Raw genomic sequence first — 16308 nt, forward strand, 5'->3', positions numbered from 1 at the left:
AGCAAAAATGGTACGGAATAACCAGGATGAAAATCCTTTAAAAACAGTCACAAAACCAATAATTACGCGGTCTGAGCTGGATCGCCGCTTCTGCGTAGCGCCAATGCTGGACTGGTCAGACCGCCACTGCCGTTTTTTTTGGCGAAAAATGAGTCGGCGCGCCGTGCTCTACACAGAAATGATGACCACTGGCGCCCTGCTTCACGGCGACCAACACCGGCATTTGCAGTTCAGCACAGAGGAACAGCCCCTCGCCTTGCAGTTGGGCGGCAGCGATCCCAGCGACTTAGCCAAGGCCGTCAAGCTTGCCAAACAATGGGGCTACGACGAGGTGAATCTGAATTGTGGCTGCCCCTCCGACCGTGTTCAAAATGGCTTTTTTGGCGCGTGTTTAATGGCCCGCCCCAGCCTGGTGGCAGACTGCGTCGCCGCGATGATTGATGCTAGCGACTTGCCGGTAACCGTGAAACACCGCATTGGTATTGATGATCAGGAAGGCTATGAGCCGCTGCACGATTTTGTTGACCAAATTCACCAAGCAGGCTGTAACACGATCATTGTGCATGCCCGCAAAGCGTGGCTACAGGGTCTAAGCCCCAAGGAAAACCGGGAAATTCCGCCGTTGAATTACGATATGGTTTACCAGCTCAAAAATGACTTTCCCGGGCTGGAGGTCATTATCAATGGTGGTATCGACAGTATCGACGACGCGCTATCGCATTTGTCACATGTCGATGGCAGTATGTTGGGGCGCAGTATTTACCAGAACCCCTACCAGCTGGTGGAGGTAGATGAACGTATCTATGCCGACGAAGCCAATCAGCGCAGCCGGCAGGATGTTGTCGAATCACTCTACCCCTACATTGAAAAGGAACTTGCAAGCGGTACTCGACTCCACCATATAACGCGACATATTCTCGGGATTTTTAATGGCCAGGCCGGAGCCCGCCAGTTCCGCCGCCATCTCAGTCAGCATGCGCACCGGAATGATGCTGGACTGGAGGTACTGCAAGAAGCACTGGCCCTGACAACAACGGCGCAACAACGCCTGCAAGACTACGCGCAACAACGTGCTGCCCAAACCCTGCAGGAAAGCGAAATCAAGATACGGTGATAGGATTCATTTAATGAGCAGTATACTGGCACAACTTAAAGCGATGACGGATGTCGTGGCCGACACCGGCGACATCGAGGCAATCAAACGCTTTTCCCCCCAAGATGCGACCACCAACCCCTCACTCATCCTCAAAGCCGCCCAGCTGCCTCAGTATCAGGCGCTGATCGACCGCATCGTTGCCGAAAACATTACCGACCCTAACAACGACGAACAAATTAAAGCTGCCAGCACGCGCCTGGCCGTTGCCATAGGCCGCGAAATTAGTCAGCTGGTACCAGGAAAAGTCTCCACAGAAGTGGACGCTCGGCTCTCCTTCGATACTGCCGCGACCGTCGAACAAGCCAAGACTATCGTCAAGTTATACGAAGAAGCGGGTGTTGGGCGCGACAAGTTATTAGTGAAGATCGCCTCGACGTGGGAAGGCATTCAAGCTGCCGCAGAGCTCGAAAAAGCCGGCATTGAATGTAACCTGACCTTATTGTTCAGCCTGGCACAAGCGGCGGCATGTGCCGAGGCAGGTGCAACATTGATCTCGCCCTTTGTCGGCCGCATTCTCGACTGGCACGTGGCCCGCGGCGACAGCCCCGAAAGCCCGGCACAAGATCCCGGCGTGCAGTCTGTCGCGGGCATCTATGCCTACTACAAACAGCATGGCTACAGCACCATTGTGATGGGCGCGAGCTTTCGAAATACCGGCGAAATTGCTGAGCTAGCGGGGTGTGACCGACTCACAATCAGCCCTGCCCTGCTCGAAGAATTGGATAATGCGCAAGGTCAGCTGCCGCAACGCCTGAGCCCTGACGCCGACTTTGCACCACAACAGAAGCTCGATTCTAGCGAATCATCCTTTCGCTGGGCCATGAATGAAGATGCCATGGCAACAGAAAAGCTGGCAGAAGGGATTCGCGCCTTCGCCGCGGACCAACGGAAACTCGAGGATTTGTTGAGAGGCTGGCAAGGTGTTTGAGTTTATAAAAAACTTGCTGGGCGAGGCCTCCAATGCCGATGGCAGCGACGAGCTTTCGATGGAATTGGTAGCCGCCTCGCTGTTGATAGAAGTCAGCAAATCCGACTACAAGCAAGAGCCGGCAGAAGTGGAGAAGATTCGCCAACTGCTGGTGCAGCACTTTCACCTCAGTGCAGACGAAATTGAAGCCTTTATGGAAAAGGCGCATGAGTCGACCCAAGACAGCACCTCCCTCTACCCCTTTACCCGCTACATCAATGACAATTGCAATAACGCAGAGAAGTTTCAACTAGTGAAGGCGCTGTGGGAAGTTGCGGCAGAAGACGGCGACATAGACAAGTACGAAGAGCACGTCATTCGTAAAATTTCAGAGTTGATTTACCTGCCCCACAAGGACTTTATCAGGGCAAAATTGATGGTTTGTGAAACGCTTGGCCTAACAGCAAAAAAGTAATGCCGCAGGCTTAATAACACTGCCCTTCCAGCAGGGTGACAAGCTCGCGAAACTTAGCCCGATTGCTCTCATTCATTCCCATGAGCACGCGGTGCGCCTCCAGCACTTTGGCGCGAACCGCATCTTCACTGTCGGGCAATACCGGCAGTTCATTCAGGTCCTCGTCGTCTACCACTGGCTCTTGGCGAATACAGAAAACGCGACCAAACCCCATGCTATCCAGCACGCGAGTGATATCAGGATTGGTAGACAAAATAACCGGCACATAGGAAAAGCGTTGCTTGGCTTTGATTGCCAGTTTTGCGAGCAAGCCAAGGGTGGTGCTGTCTATATTGGTTGCATCAACGAGATCAATAACGACACTGGCAAACCCTTTACTGGTTAGCATATCGTCAAAAAAATCATCCATCGTCGTGCAAAGGGTTAGACGGACTTCGCCAACCAATTTAATGACGAAAGCACCATCTTGCTCTGCGACCAAAATCTTACCTGGCTGCATGACTTCCTATAACCTGCTAATGACTAAGATGGCGATATCATCCGGTGCATCACCAATATTGTTTAAGTCGAAGGCCGTTACCAGTTCACTGGACGAACGCTGCCCAGCGCTGAGTAGTGCCAATAGCGCCTCTTCTTTTTCCTTTAGCGAGTCGCGTTGTAACACCTCCAATATACCATCGGAAAACAGTGTCAGCACGGCGCCACTCGGAAAGCAGATCATGTGATCGGTAAAAGCCGCATCGCTAAAAAGCCCCACGGGCATATCGTGTTCGGGCAAAAATTCCGCCTGCCCGTCACAGGCCAGCACCGGCGCCGGAAGGTGCCCCGCAACCGCGTAACAGAGCTGATCACAGTTCAGGTCAAAGACCCCGACACACATGGTCACATGCTTGCCGATACCCATTTCAAGAAGTTCACGGTTGGCAATGGCAAGCATTTTCGCGGGAGACAGTATTGCCGTTGAGCCGCGATGAAGGTAGTCACTGCGCTTGCGAGCGAAAAGGTTTTTCAAAAATACGGTCACAAAGGCGGAACTGGCGCCGTGGCCTGACACATCGGCAACAAAGAATACCGCCCGATCATCGCCGACGAGAAAATAGTCAACGAAGTCGCCACTCAGGTAGAGAGACGGCAAAATAAAATGGCAGAACTGGTAGCCTTCAATGTCTTTAGGCGTATCTGGCAACAACAATTGCTGAACGTGCTTACCGGCCTGCTGATCTTGCTGAAGGTGGGTCAGACTTTCCAATAACTCGCGGTTGGCCGCTTCTAATTTATGGCGATAAGCGAGGTTTTCACGTTTTAATTCGCAGCGCTCCACCGCGCGATTGATGGCATGGCGAATGACATCAGCGCTTTCAGGCGGCAGCATGAGGTAATCGGTAGCGCCGTGGCGTACAGCAGAGAGAACATCGGCCAGGCTCTCGCGCCGGGACACACAGATCAGGGGAAGCTCACGGGGGTCGGCAGCCATATCATCAAGCAAGGTGATACCTTGGCAGTCGGGCAGATCGATATCAATCATCACAATATCGATATCGTCTTCCCGAAAACAGCGCAGCGCCTCTGTGCTGTCGTCGATACTCAACACGATAACGCCGAGGGCCTCTAGGGCTTCGCGCAGTTGCCGGTGAAGGTCATCGCGGTGCTGAACAAGCAGCAGCCGGTGATGTAAGGGTCTGGTCATCTGCCTGTTTTACCTTTACGGCGCCACCGGAGCAAGCCATGTGCCTGTGCAGGATTCACATCCCGCTACCCTGCTATTCAAAATCAAAGGACTCAAAATCCTCGTCGCCAAAGCTATCCTGAAACTCGCCATCGTTAATTAGGAACTGACGGCGCTGCAGATAGGCATCTTTAAGAAAGGTGTACTTATCACCGCTGACCAGCTCATCGGAGCCCAATAATTTTGCACGTAATTGCACAAGATCCAGCGCCATCAAACCCAATTCAGCGGAAAAGGGCTCAACCTCACTGGTCGGTGAAGCATAGCGATCGATAAAGCGGCTGCTACCATCGCGAATGGTACTTGGACCGAGAAGAGGCAGCATTAGAAAGGGGCCGGGCTCTACCCCCCAAACAGCCAGAGTTTGCCCAAAATCCTCTGACTCGCGGGGCAGTCCCAGATGGGTCGCGACATCAAAAAAGCCCAGCACACCCACCGTGGTGTTTATCAGAAAGCGCCCGGCATCAACCATGGCGTCTTTGCCCTCGCCCTGGAGGACATCATTGAAGAAGTTCTTCACCTCACCGAGGTTGTCAAAAACATTGCCGATGCCCTGGTCAACGAATCTCGGCGTCACCTCTTTGTAAGCCTTAGCAACCGGTTTGGCGACGTAGCGATCCGCCCCCTCGTTAAAGGCGAAAATGTGGCGATTGAGGCCTTCCCAGGGGTCGCGGGGATCATTGCCATATTCTGCGGCGAAAGACAGCGGCGCGAACAGACAAATCACCGTAGTGAGCAGTCTATGCAGCAACATGCGAATAGTATTCCCTACTTTTGTATTGCGCCCACTATACCTAAAGCCCACATTAATACCAGCGATGTTATTCGCCAGTGAATGAAGGCTCTGCAAGGCAGAGAATATCCGCCTCCAGCAGCTGTTGTAGCAGGCTCTCAGCGAAGTCAACCAAGCGGCCTTCCTCTGTCGCCAGTTCCGTAGCCAAACTCGCCAAACACTCACGTGGCGAGGCTCCGCCTTCTAGCAGTGCTAACAAGCGAGCGGTGACGGCATTAATTTCCATAAATCGCACCGCGTCGCTGCGGTCCCGGTACACCACCAAATATGTCATGTCTCCCGGCGTGTGGAGAGGTTGATAGGCCTTGGAAATACGATGCACGGGGTATGGGTAACTCAAGCTCCAGGCGAGGGGCGACTTCCGCAAACAGGTATCGACCAAGGGCGTGGACACAGACAGTTTCGCCGGCAGCGCGGCCGTATCTGTATCGAGAGCAAGTTCCACCCACTCATAGTGCGCCAGCGCCCGTAAAAATGGCGGATCATCGGGGTGGTCGCGCGCACCGCTAAGGTAGTGAAGAAACTCCTCAGCAATTTGCAAAAAATACGGGCTCTGGCAGTGATGGACTTTCATAAAGTCCCGCACCATGGCGTGCCACTGATCATCGGGAAAAATACTGCGACAAACCGGAAAGCCACCGCTGATGAAGCCCTCTATGTTCTTGTAGAACAAGTCTCGATACACGGCCAGGCGACGAGGCTCGATCCCCTGCGGCGCTGGGCAAGACTCCGGATCGCGCAAATAGGCGGTTAAGGCCTGCTGCTGTTGCTGAAAGGGGTCCATTACTGCCCTACCTCCCGTGTCGCCTGCACATCGCGAATTCGCGATATCTCATCGAGCAACTCGGCCATTGGTGGAAAGTTAAAATCTCGCTCCAACAATGTCGGCAAAGACCCGCAATGCCCATAGCACTCGCCAAGCAGCTGCCACACGGACTCGATAACGGGCGCACCATGCGTATCCACTTTGAGGTCATCAGCCTCGTCAAAATGACCGGCGATGTGCATATAAGCGGCGCGCTCCAGCGGTAGCTCGCGCAGGAATTGCCGGGCATCGTAGCCGTGGTTCACACTGTTAACGTAAACATTATTCACATCTAACAATAGGCCACAATCGGCCTCTTCGAGCACGCCAGTAATGAACTGCGATTCGGTCATCTGGCTATCAAGCGCGGCGTAGTAGGAGGCATTTTCCAGTAAAATTTTTCGGCCGAGACGCCGCTGCACCTCAATTACGCGCTCGGCAACATGCGCAACCGCCTCATCGGTAAAGGGGATCGGCATCAGGTCGTAGAGGTGGCCGCTGTCGCCGCAGTAGGTAAGGTGCTCGCTGTAGAGGCGACAATCGAAGCGGTCGATGAATGCCGCGATATCGTCGATCAACGCGTAGTCGAGCGGCGCAAAACCGCCGATGTTTAAGCTCAAACCGTGCAGGGTGACCGGGAATTTTTCAGCCAGCGCTTCAAATGCCTTGCCAAACCGTCCGCCGAGGTCAATCCAGTTTTCGGGGGCGACCTCGAAGAAGTCGATATCGCCGGGCTGCAACTCGCTGAAGGCATCGAGCATGCCGCGTCGCAAGCCCAGTCCCACAGCATCTGCCGCTAAGCCCGGTTGAATTGCTGACTGTTGCTGAACGTGATATCGAGGCAAGGCCCTCTCCTCTTCGCCCGTTATTGTTGTATTAGGACGTATGACTCAGCGAATTGTTACATCGTTCTTTAACGCTTGCCAAAGCTGCTTTAGGCGTTTCTCCGATACGGTTTGCACCGTGCCCAAGCGCTGGGCGAACAACGACACGCGAAATTCTTCCAACAGCCAGCGGTATTCTCTGAGCTTTTCTGATTTCTGCCACAACTTGGGATCGCGAGCCAGTGCGTTTTCCAGCTGCTCCTGTAGCGGCTCAATGGCTAGTGTCGACTGGCGATCCCGCTGATAGTGGCCGTCCAGTTTACTGACCCGCTCCTCTATCGCAGCAAGGTATCGCGGGTAGTGGCCAAGCGCCTCGGTAGACACCTGAAAAATAAAGTCGTCGACAAATAGGCCGTCTAACTGGCGCTGAATATCATTAATACTGTGTATCCAGCTCAAGCTGTTTAGCTTCTTCAGCTGCTTTCGGATTCGCGCCTGCGACGCGAGAATATCGCCTAGCAACGCTGCAACCTCTTCGGCACAAGGCACAAATTCCGCACGACCCGACTCCCAAAGGGCATCAAAGGCCTGTTGATCGCGCGGCAGATTATCCGTAGTAACTGCAAAAGCTCGACGCGCTGCCACCAATAGACAGGCCTCTATCCACGCTTTGCGTTGTTGTCCGCAGGCGGCGAACTGTAGCTGTTGGGCATTCCCCTTAAACAACTTAGCGCGCAGACTCTTGCACTGGGCGGGCAAACGCAGAAGTAACAGCCGCAAACAGCCGCGCAAGGACTTGTTCAGCGCCTCCTCCAGCGTTTCGGCCAAGCTGAGCTCCACATCCTGCCCCGAATCCGTCAAGCAGGGAAACGCAGTCAAGGTCGCGCCCGCCTGTTTGAAGCGATGCTCGACAGGCAGTTCGCCAAACTCCCATTGTTGATAGCGGCGCACCTCAAAACCACCCTGGCTCTCTTCAGCGATACTTTTTTGCACCTCTGAAGCGAGCTGCGCCCTCAATGCAACAATATCCCGCCCCGACGCCAGCCGCTTGCCGCCGTCGTCGAGTACCACCACATTCATTTTGTAGTAGTCATCTATGGTCGCCGATGACCATGCCGCTAAATCAATATTGGCGTCGCTAAGCTGCTCCAGCCGAGCAGCTAATGCCGGTAGTAGAGGCTCGTCACTCGGCGTTAGCCGGGCCAATGCCCGATCTACGTAGTCAGGAACCGGCACCAATTGCTTGCGCTGGGCCTTTGGCAACGCCTTAACCAAGGCAATACATTTTTCTCGCAATAACCCTGGCACAAGCCATTCGAAGCGCCCCTCCGGCAGCTTGTGCAACAATACTAGCGGAACGGAAACACTGACGCCGTCATCGCGATGCCCAGGCTCAAAGTGGTAAGACAAGGCCAGCTGTTTACCCCCACAACTCAACTGGGTGGGAAATTGCGCCTCGTCAACGCCACCCTCGCTGCGCATCATCTGCGAGCGAGCCATCTTAAGAGTGGCATCCGCAGAGGATTTTTTCAGCCAGGACTCCAGTTGCCTGGCGGTCGTTATGCCCTCGGGCAGGCGCTCATCATAGAACGCATAGATCTCCTCATCTGAGATCAAAATATCACGCCGGCGCGCCTTGTCTTCCAAGTCGAGTATCTCGCGACGCAAGGCCTGGTTGTGGGCAAAAAATGCCGCCGCACCTCGGTAACGCCCCTCAACCAAGCCCTGGCGGATAAAGACCTCCCTGGCCAGCTTGGCGTCAATAGGGCCAAAGTGAATGCGATGACGGTCGCGCAGAGTCAAGCCGTAAAGCAGGGTTTGTTCATAGGCCATTACCCGCCCGCTACGGGCGTGGAAATGCGGTTCGGCGTAATTGCGCTTCAACAAACTGTCGTTGATACCAAACACCCACTCGGGCTCGATCTTTGCCACACAGCGAGCAAAGAGCTGACTGGTCTCTGCCAGTTCAGCGGCAACAATCCACTTCGGTGTTTTCTTTCGCAGCGACGACCCCGGAAAAATCATCAGTTTACGATTGCGCGCGCCGAGGTATTCCCTGCCTTCGTCATGGTTCGCAATTTGACTGAGAAAGCCCGGCAACAGTGCGCGATGAATGTTTTGGTAATCGGCTGGCTGCTTATTTTGCTCGAGCTTTAACTGCCGGCACATCAGTAGTAGCTGGTGGTGCACCTCTCGCCATTCACGCATGCGAGTCCAGCTGAGAAACTCCTTCTTACACAGTTTGCGCCATTGATTCGCACTGAGTTGTTGGCGCTGCTCCTCCGCGTATTCCCACAGTGCTACAAAGGCGAGGAAATCCGACCCCTCCTGCCAAAAACGCCGGTGCTTTTCGTCCGCCGCCTGCTGTTTATCCGCCGGGCGGTCGCGTGGGTCCTGAATACTCAAGGCACTGGCAATCACCAGTATTTCCCGCAGGCACTGCTGTTCTGCCCCGGCGATAATCAGCCGAGCTATACGCGGATCTACCGGAAAACGCGCCAGCATCTTGCCCTGCGCCGTCATCCGCTCCCCGTCGACGGCCCCGAGTTCCCTCAGCAAGGCGAAGCCATCGCGAATTAAGCGGTTATCCGGCGCGTCGACAAAGGGAAACTTGCGGATATCACCCAGACCCAACTGCAACATCTGGAGGATAACGGCCGCCAGGTTAGTACGTTGAATCTCCGGCTCGGTAAACAGCGGGCGGCGCTCAAAGTCTTCCTTGCTGTACAGGCGATAAGCGATGCCTTCTGCCACGCGCCCGCAGCGGCCCGCGCGCTGATTTGCACTGGCTTGAGACACTGGTTCAATGGGCAGGCGTTGTACCTTACTGCGAACGCTGTAGCGACTCACGCGCGCTGTACCTGCGTCGATCACATAGCGAATGCCTGGCACCGTCAGCGAGGTTTCTGCCACGTTTGTCGCCAACACCACGCGCCAGCCACGCCGGCCTTTAAGGTCGAAAATGCGCTGTTGTTCCGCCGCGCTCAGCCGCGCATACAGCGGCAACACCTCCGCACCCGGCAGTTGCGCTTGACGCAACTGTTTGGCGACGTCGCGTATCTCCCGTTCGCCACTCAAAAAAACCAGAGTATCGCCATGGCGTTGCGCGCCCTCGGCGATCATCTCCCGCAATACCTGTTCTACCCCTTCTCCCAGGTCTTGCTCTGCGCTGATGTCCTCCAAAGGGCGATAGCGAAATTCAACCGGGTAGCTGCGACCGGACACCTCGACGACGGGGGCATTGTCGAAGTGGCGAGAAAAGCGCTCCACATCAATGGTTGCAGAGGTAATAATCAGTTTGAGCTCTGGGCGCTTAGGCAACAGGGTTTTCAGGTAACCCAGCAAAAAATCGATATTGAGGCTGCGTTCATGGGCCTCATCGATGATGATCGTGTCGTAATCGCTCAAATAACGGTCGTTGGCGATTGCAGCGAGCAGGATCCCGTCGGTCATCAACTTTATATAGGTGTTCGGGGTGCTTTGCTCCTGAAAACGCACCTGATAACCCACGGCATCACCCAACGGCGTATTCAATTCATCTGCAATTCGCTGAGCCACCGTCCGCGCCGCAAGACGACGAGGTTGGGTGTGGGCGATCTGCCCATTGACCCCGCGGCCCATTTCCAGACACAACTTCGGCAGCTGCGTGGTTTTACCCGAGCCCGTCTCGCCGGCAATCACCACAACCTGGTGTTTATCGATTGCTGCTCGAATATCGTCAATACGCTGACTGACTGGCAATGCCTCGGGGAAACTCACCGCCGGTACGGCGCGCTGCCGGGAGAGCAGTCGCTCAGCGGAGGCGTTGATGCTCTCCTCAAGTTTGACATAGGCGTCGCCGACAGCTTGCCCGTCTCGCTCTCGTCGCTGCAGTTGTTGCAAACGACGTCGCAATCGATAGTGATCGGGGCGGTAGCTGTCGCCGAGTTTGTCAGCGAGGAGATTCCAATTATGGCCGGACATGAGCGCTAGACTAGGACCTTAAAATAAAAAGGGCGCCACATGGGCGCCCTTGCGTTTTCCAGCGTAAAAATCAGCTGGCGCGCTTGGCGAGCTCTTCGTCTCGCAGAGTGCGGCGAAGTACTTTACCAACGTTCGTTTTGGGCAGTTCGTCACGAACTTCGATATAGCGCGGCATTTTATAGCCGGTAAGACGCTCGCGCAAAAAGTCCTTCAACTCTTTCTCGTCAAGCTCGCCATGCTTGGGCGCAACGAAAATCTTAACGGCTTCACCGGATTTTTCATCAGGCACGCCAATCGCCGCACACTCAGCAATATTTGGATGCGAGCTAAGCACATCCTCGATCTCGTTGGGGTAAACGTTGAAACCGGACACCAAGATCATGTCTTTCTTGCGATCGACAATTTTCAGGTAGCCATCTTCCTTCACCACCGCGACATCGCCAGTCAGCAGCCAGCCGTCTTTAATGGTCTTCTCAGTTTCGTCCGGACGCTGCCAGTAACCCATCATGACCTGCGGGCCACGCACGCAAAGTTCGCCGCGCTCGCCGATACCCACGTCGTTGCCGTCGTCGTCAACCAAACGCACTTCGGTACCCGGCAGCGGCAGGCCGATGGTACCAATTTGGTTGGCACCACCTGGGTTGATCGATACCACTGGTGAGGTTTCGGTCAAACCGTAACCCTCGTAGATCTCCGCGCCGGTCATTTCCTTCCAGGTTTTCGCGGCACCGGCAGTCAGCGCCATTCCGCCAGACAGGGTGACCTTGAGGCCGGAGAAGTCCAAGCTGGCAAATTCCGGGTGTTTACAAAGCTGAACAAACAGCGTGTTGATACCGCTCATTCCCGTCCATTTCCAGCGTTTCATCTCTTTAATAACACTGTCCAGCTCACGCGGATTGGGAATCAAAATTGAGTGGTTACCCTGCATCATGACAACAAACGTCAGCATGAAGGAGTAGATGTGGTACAGCGGCAGCGGCGCGATAAAGGTTTCGCCGCCACTCACCAAGCCATAACTGGAGAAGTTCTCTCGGCTCTGCAATACGTTAGCCATCAGGTTTCTGTGGCTAATCATTGCGCCTTTAGATACCCCGGTGGTACCGCCGGTATATTGCAGCAGCGCCAATGCTTCCAGGTCCGGCGCAGCCTTTTGATATTGCTTGCTACTGCCTTTGGCCAGGGCTTTACGGAAGCTAATGGAGTTCTTGAATTTAACCGAGGGGACTTCTTTGCGTACATACTTAAGTACGCTGTTAATCAATGTCCGCTTCACTGGTGGATGAAGGTCGGCCACTTCAGTAACGATAACCGTACCCACGCCAGTATCACCAACTACCGCGGCCGCTGTTTCGGCAATGTTTGCCAATACGACGATGGCCTTTGCACCGGAGTCGTTCAATTGGTGCTTGAGTTCGCGCTCGCTGTAAAGGGGATTGGTATTCACCACGATCATGCCGGCACGCAGCGCACCGAACAGTACAACCGGGTACTGCAAAATATTAGGCATTTGAATCGCAATGCGATCGCCTGCTTGCAAACCGCTGTGCTCTTGCAGGTAACAGGCAAACTGCGCAGACAAGCGATCCAAATCTGCGTAGCTTAATGTGTGCCCCAAGCAACTGACAGCCGGGTTCGCCGCGTATTGATTGACGCAGTGGTCAAACATACCGACCAAATTCGGGAACTCTTGCAGATCGACGTCATTGGATAGGCCAATGCGTGATCTCGCCGCGTTAATCGTTTCTGCAATTTGCTGTTGCTGCTCAGACAAGGTCGCCCCCTAGCTATATTTTTGTTATCGACGTGCCTCCCCATGCCGGTTGGCACAAGGGCTCGGACGCCTATTCAAGTGAATTTGGCAAGCTAACCAGATTTGTGTTCACTGTCAACACCAGTCGACTCGCCAGCCGCAAACTGATCCGGGTCCACAAACATCAGACGAAAACGCAAATTTCCCGCCTGGCGCTGGTCTACACCCAGTACCAGCGCATTCATCTGCCCCTTTGTTTCGCTGATGACAGGCACAAAAATAACATGTTCTTGCCCCTCTTGATCACTCATCACCCTGGGAGCATTGCCTGTTTTTAGAAAGCGGGCGTAGCTATCCACGAGCATGATCAATTGATTGCGAAATGCACTAAAGTTTAACTGTCCGCGGAACTCATCATAGTTCATATCAAGACTGACGCGCAGGACCGACCCGTCTTCAAGTTTCACATCGTTCAGCAATACCGCCTTACCCGCCTCCAAGGCGCGAAAGAAACGCTTTCCGTCGCTGCGCTGCCCATCAATGATGCACTGTTTAATCAGCGAGGATGCCAATAACATCAGCGCGGGGGTCTCAATATTTACATTCATTGTTGTTATTCCTGATACGTCATTTTCTGGCGACAGCATGCTAATGCATGACACCCCTTCACACCAGCCTCAGCCCGCGGGTGCTGCACCGGCAATATCGTCACTGCGGTGACAGGCTACGGCCCTGCCCTCAGCCTGCGCTTTAAGCCAGGGTGGGGTCTGTCGACATGCTTCAAGGGCGTAGGGGCAACGGTCGGCGAAACGGCAGCCGACATCGGTACTTAACGGCAAGGGCAGCTCCGTGGTCCGCGGGGCGCCCACTTGTACCTTGTTGCGATCGAGCGTCGGCTCGGGGTGAGCAGCCAGCAACTGCTGAGTATAGGGGTGCGCCGGGGTATTCAGCAGCTGCCAGCAGGGCGCTAGCTCAAGTAGTTCGCCAAGGTACATCACCGCAATGCGGTCAGCCAAGCCGCCAAGTACCGCCAGGTCGTGGGTGATAAATACCATTGCGGTACCGAGATCGCTCTGAATCTCCCTCAACAGCGCCAATATTTGCGCTTGCACCGACACATCCAGCGCCGATACCGCCTCGTCGCAAACCACCAGCTGCGGCTCACACAAAAAGGCCCTGGCAATCCCCACCCGCTGGCGCTGCCCGCCGGACAGTTCATGGGGATAGCGCTGGGCAAATCGTGCACCAAGGCCGACCCGCTCCAGCCAATACCCCTGCCGCTGGTGAATCACACTGCGACGCTCACCGCGAGCCAGCAGTGGCTCGGACAAACTGTCGCCGATGGTCATGCGGGGGTTGAGACTCGCGTAGCTGTCCTGAAAAACCATTTGTATCTGCCCCGCGCGGCGGCGCTGGAGCTTCTCAGGTAAAACCGCTCCGTTGAATCGCAGAGTGCCGTGGGAAGGCCGTTGCAGGCCGGCAATGATACGCCCCAGGGTGGACTTACCGGAGCCGCTTTCGCCCACTAGCCCCAGCACTTCGCCAGCGCGGATGGATAAACTCACCCCATCGACAGCGGCAAGATCCTCATTATTGCGCTGAAAATGACAACTGACCTGGTGCAAGGCGAGCAATGGTTCAGTCATGCTGCAGCCTCCAGCGTTCGGGGTAGTCCGGGTGCCAGCGCCAACAGCGCACGCCAGCACCTCGCGGTGAGACCAGCAACGGCGGCGAATCCTCACAAATAGCCATGCGATGTTTACAGCGCGGTGCAAAGGCACAACCGTGAATAGTGCCGCGCATATCGGGCGGTGAACCCGGAATGGCAACCGTAATTTCCCTGCTATGCAAACGCGGCATTGCTGCCTGCAAGGCCTCACTGTAGGGGTGCGCAGGGTGGCGTAACAAACTCGCTACAGAGGCCGACTCCACGGTTTCACCGGCGTACATCACTGATACGGTGTCAGCAATATTGGCCACCACCCCCAGATCATGACTGATAAACAGTAGACTGGTGCCCTGCTCGTGCTGTAATTCACGCAACAGTGCCAACACTTCGGCCTGAACCGTCACATCCAGTGCGGTGGTCGGCTCGTCGGCGATCAATAGTTTCGGTCGACAAGCAACCGCCAGCGCTATCATCACCCGCTGCAACATGCCACCCGAAAACTCAAAGGGGTATTGAGATAGGCGCTGCTCGGCACGCGGAATCGCCAAGCGCTCAAGAAGTGCCGCAGATTCGGCACACGCCTGTCGACGGTCCATATTGCGGTGCAAGCGAAAGCACTCAGACAGCTGCGCTCCGATCGTTCGCGTGGGGCTTAATGCGGTCATCGGGTTTTGAAATATCATGGCGATGCGCCGCCCACGCCACCCTCGCCAATCGCGATGCCCCTGAGCTGGCAGTGGCTGCCCCATTACACTGAACTGCTCGGCATTGAGCACCGCATTGGGCGGTGCCAAACCGAGTAAACACATGGCGGTTAACGACTTGCCGCTGCCAGACTCGCCGACAAGCGCTCGGCATTCTCCCTCGGCCAAACTGAAGGACACCTCTCTCAACACCTGGTTGCCGCTGAGTGCGAGTTGTAAATGCTCTATGGCGACGACGCTCATTGCCCCACCCCGCCGCTGCGTTTATCGGCAGTGTCACGCAATGCGTCACCGAGAATATTAAACGCCAATACCGAAATACTGATCATTGCGGCCGGCCACAATAGCTGCCCGGGGTGGGACAAAAGTGTTTTGATACCATCGTTACACATTGCCCCCCAAGACGTGCTTGGTGGCGACACCCCCATACCAATAAATGAAAGAAAGGCCTCAGTAAAAATCGCCTGGGGTATGGCAAAACTGAATGCCACCATCAACACCGGCAACACATTTGGAAAAATATGTCGCCGGAAAATCCCCCAAGTAGTAACGCCCGAGAGTCGCGCCGAGTCGATAAATGGCTGGCTGCGCAGGGCCAGCACTTGGCCGCGAATAAGCCGCGCACTGCTCGGCCAGCTAAGCAGTAACATCGCCAAAATGAGTGGCAAAATGCCGTCCTCACCGGGACCAATCCCGAAGGCAATACGCAGTAAAATCATGAACAGCAAGAAAGGCAGTGCGACGACAAAATCCGCCGAGCGCATGGCAAATTGGTCAAATTTACCGCCAATATAGCCCGCCAAACCGCCAAAGATCGCACCGAAACTGATAAACAATAGCGGCGCCACAATCCCCACAAACAACGAGCTTCGCCCGCCAGCCATCAGCCTCGCCAGGATGTCGCGGCCCAAGGCATCGGTACCCAGAGGGTGAGCAGGCAATCTAAGGTACTCAGGATAAACCGTCGCAGAGGCAGGTATCAGTCCCTGCAACTGGGCTTCAAATACCGAAATTGCCGGTTCAGGGCGCGTCTCGGTTGAAAACAGCATCAGCCCCGTGTCGGCATCGACCAGGGTGTAACGGTAGATCTGACGCCGCAATTGCAACTCATCGGTATACGACCGGCCCCTACCCTGCCACAGCGGCAGGCCTTTACCCGATTGATGCTGTTTGGCTCGATAGAGGCGAAAACGCTCAACCGAAACGACCTCGGGCCAGGCAAGCTGCACGCGTTCGGTATTACTCTCCAGCACCGTCAAGCGGCTGACGTTACCAGCTCCCTTTGTTGATATGGGGCCGACCACCCTTGCGTATATCCCCGATGTCGGTCCACTGGACACCTGCGACAACCATTGCTGGCTCGGATCCTGCTGCCACACTAACGGGCCAAGGAGCACAAAAAGCAGCATCGCCATCGCCGTGCCTGCGGCCGCTAGTAAGCTGGGGCTCCACCGCCATGACGGGGGCGCCGCGCACTCCACATCAGGAAGTACCGGCGGCTGCCACGGCGCAAAACGAAATACGGGAATGCGCATG

Annotated in this window: 14 protein-coding genes; 3 read left to right on the top strand and 11 right to left on the bottom strand. The window is 55.2% G+C overall.

Going from position 1 to position 16308, the window contains the following annotated elements; genetic code table 11:
- The first annotated feature begins 7 nt into the window (after nt 1-7).
- Genes dusA through AC2Q8J_RS03230 form a run of 3 tightly spaced genes read left to right on the top strand, consistent with a single transcriptional unit; the run spans nt 8 to nt 2538 of the window.
- Nucleotides 8-1114 (top strand): tRNA dihydrouridine(20/20a) synthase DusA, encoded by a 1107-nt coding sequence (gene dusA, locus AC2Q8J_RS03220; protein ID WP_486452087.1) that lies wholly within the window; start codon nt 8-10, stop codon nt 1112-1114.
- Nucleotides 1115-1127: 13 nt separating this feature from the next.
- The gene (tal, locus tag AC2Q8J_RS03225) at nt 1128-2084 is read left to right on the top strand and encodes a transaldolase (protein ID WP_204995517.1); all 957 of its coding nucleotides are present in this window, start codon (nt 1128-1130) and stop codon (nt 2082-2084) included.
- Nucleotides 2077-2538, top strand: a complete 462-nt coding sequence (locus tag AC2Q8J_RS03230; RefSeq protein ID WP_204995518.1) for a tellurite resistance TerB family protein — start codon at nt 2077-2079, stop codon at nt 2536-2538. The genes tal and AC2Q8J_RS03230 overlap by 8 nt, the downstream gene beginning before the upstream one ends.
- A 10-nt stretch (nt 2539-2548) precedes the next feature.
- Here the strand turns inward: AC2Q8J_RS03230 and AC2Q8J_RS03235 are convergent, their stop codons facing one another.
- The 11 genes from AC2Q8J_RS03235 to AC2Q8J_RS03285 all read right to left on the bottom strand — a co-directional run bounded on the left by AC2Q8J_RS03235 (nt 2549) and on the right by AC2Q8J_RS03285 (nt 16307).
- Nucleotides 2549-3037, bottom strand: a complete 489-nt coding sequence (locus tag AC2Q8J_RS03235; RefSeq protein ID WP_204995519.1) for an STAS domain-containing protein — start codon at nt 3035-3037, stop codon at nt 2549-2551.
- Between the two features lie 6 nt (nt 3038-3043).
- Nucleotides 3044-4225, bottom strand: a complete 1182-nt coding sequence (locus AC2Q8J_RS03240; protein ID WP_204995520.1) for a PP2C family protein-serine/threonine phosphatase — start codon at nt 4223-4225, stop codon at nt 3044-3046.
- A 73-nt stretch (nt 4226-4298) separates the two neighbouring features.
- Nucleotides 4299-5018, bottom strand: a complete 720-nt coding sequence (locus AC2Q8J_RS03245) for an MlaA family lipoprotein (RefSeq protein ID WP_486452088.1) — start codon at nt 5016-5018, stop codon at nt 4299-4301.
- Between the two features lie 67 nt (nt 5019-5085).
- Nucleotides 5086-5841, bottom strand: coding sequence for an HvfC family RiPP maturation protein (locus tag AC2Q8J_RS03250; RefSeq protein ID WP_486452089.1), 756 nt, complete (start codon nt 5839-5841; stop codon nt 5086-5088).
- Complete coding sequence (locus AC2Q8J_RS03255) at nt 5841-6707, bottom strand: HvfB family MNIO-type RiPP peptide maturase (protein ID WP_486452090.1); 867 nt, start codon at nt 6705-6707, stop codon at nt 5841-5843. The genes AC2Q8J_RS03250 and AC2Q8J_RS03255 overlap by 1 nt, the downstream gene beginning before the upstream one ends.
- A 45-nt stretch (nt 6708-6752) precedes the next feature.
- Nucleotides 6753-10649: an ATP-dependent RNA helicase HrpA gene (gene hrpA / locus AC2Q8J_RS03260; RefSeq protein ID WP_486452091.1), complete on the bottom strand. Its 3897-nt coding sequence runs from the start codon at nt 10647-10649 to the stop codon at nt 6753-6755.
- Between the two features lie 70 nt (nt 10650-10719).
- Nucleotides 10720-12420, bottom strand: coding sequence for an AMP-binding protein (locus tag AC2Q8J_RS03265; RefSeq protein ID WP_286839368.1), 1701 nt, complete (start codon nt 12418-12420; stop codon nt 10720-10722).
- Between the two features lie 92 nt (nt 12421-12512).
- Nucleotides 12513-13007 (bottom strand): hypothetical protein, encoded by a 495-nt coding sequence (locus AC2Q8J_RS03270; protein WP_204995524.1) that lies wholly within the window; start codon nt 13005-13007, stop codon nt 12513-12515.
- A gap of 69 nt (nt 13008-13076) precedes the next feature.
- Nucleotides 13077-14045, bottom strand: a complete 969-nt coding sequence (locus AC2Q8J_RS03275) for an ABC transporter ATP-binding protein (protein ID WP_486452092.1) — start codon at nt 14043-14045, stop codon at nt 13077-13079.
- Nucleotides 14038-15015, bottom strand: coding sequence for an ABC transporter ATP-binding protein (locus tag AC2Q8J_RS03280; RefSeq protein WP_486452093.1), 978 nt, complete (start codon nt 15013-15015; stop codon nt 14038-14040). Before AC2Q8J_RS03280 ends, AC2Q8J_RS03275 begins: the two co-directional genes overlap by 8 nt.
- Nucleotides 15012-16307 carry an ABC transporter permease gene (locus AC2Q8J_RS03285; protein WP_424142742.1) on the bottom strand — a complete coding sequence of 432 codons (1296 nt, stop codon included), beginning with the start codon at nt 16305-16307 and terminating at the stop codon, nt 15012-15014. Before AC2Q8J_RS03285 ends, AC2Q8J_RS03280 begins: the two co-directional genes overlap by 4 nt.
- Between the last annotated feature and the right edge of the window lies 1 nt (nt 16308).

It is taken from the genome of Spongiibacter sp. C9W (assembly GCF_057370015.1).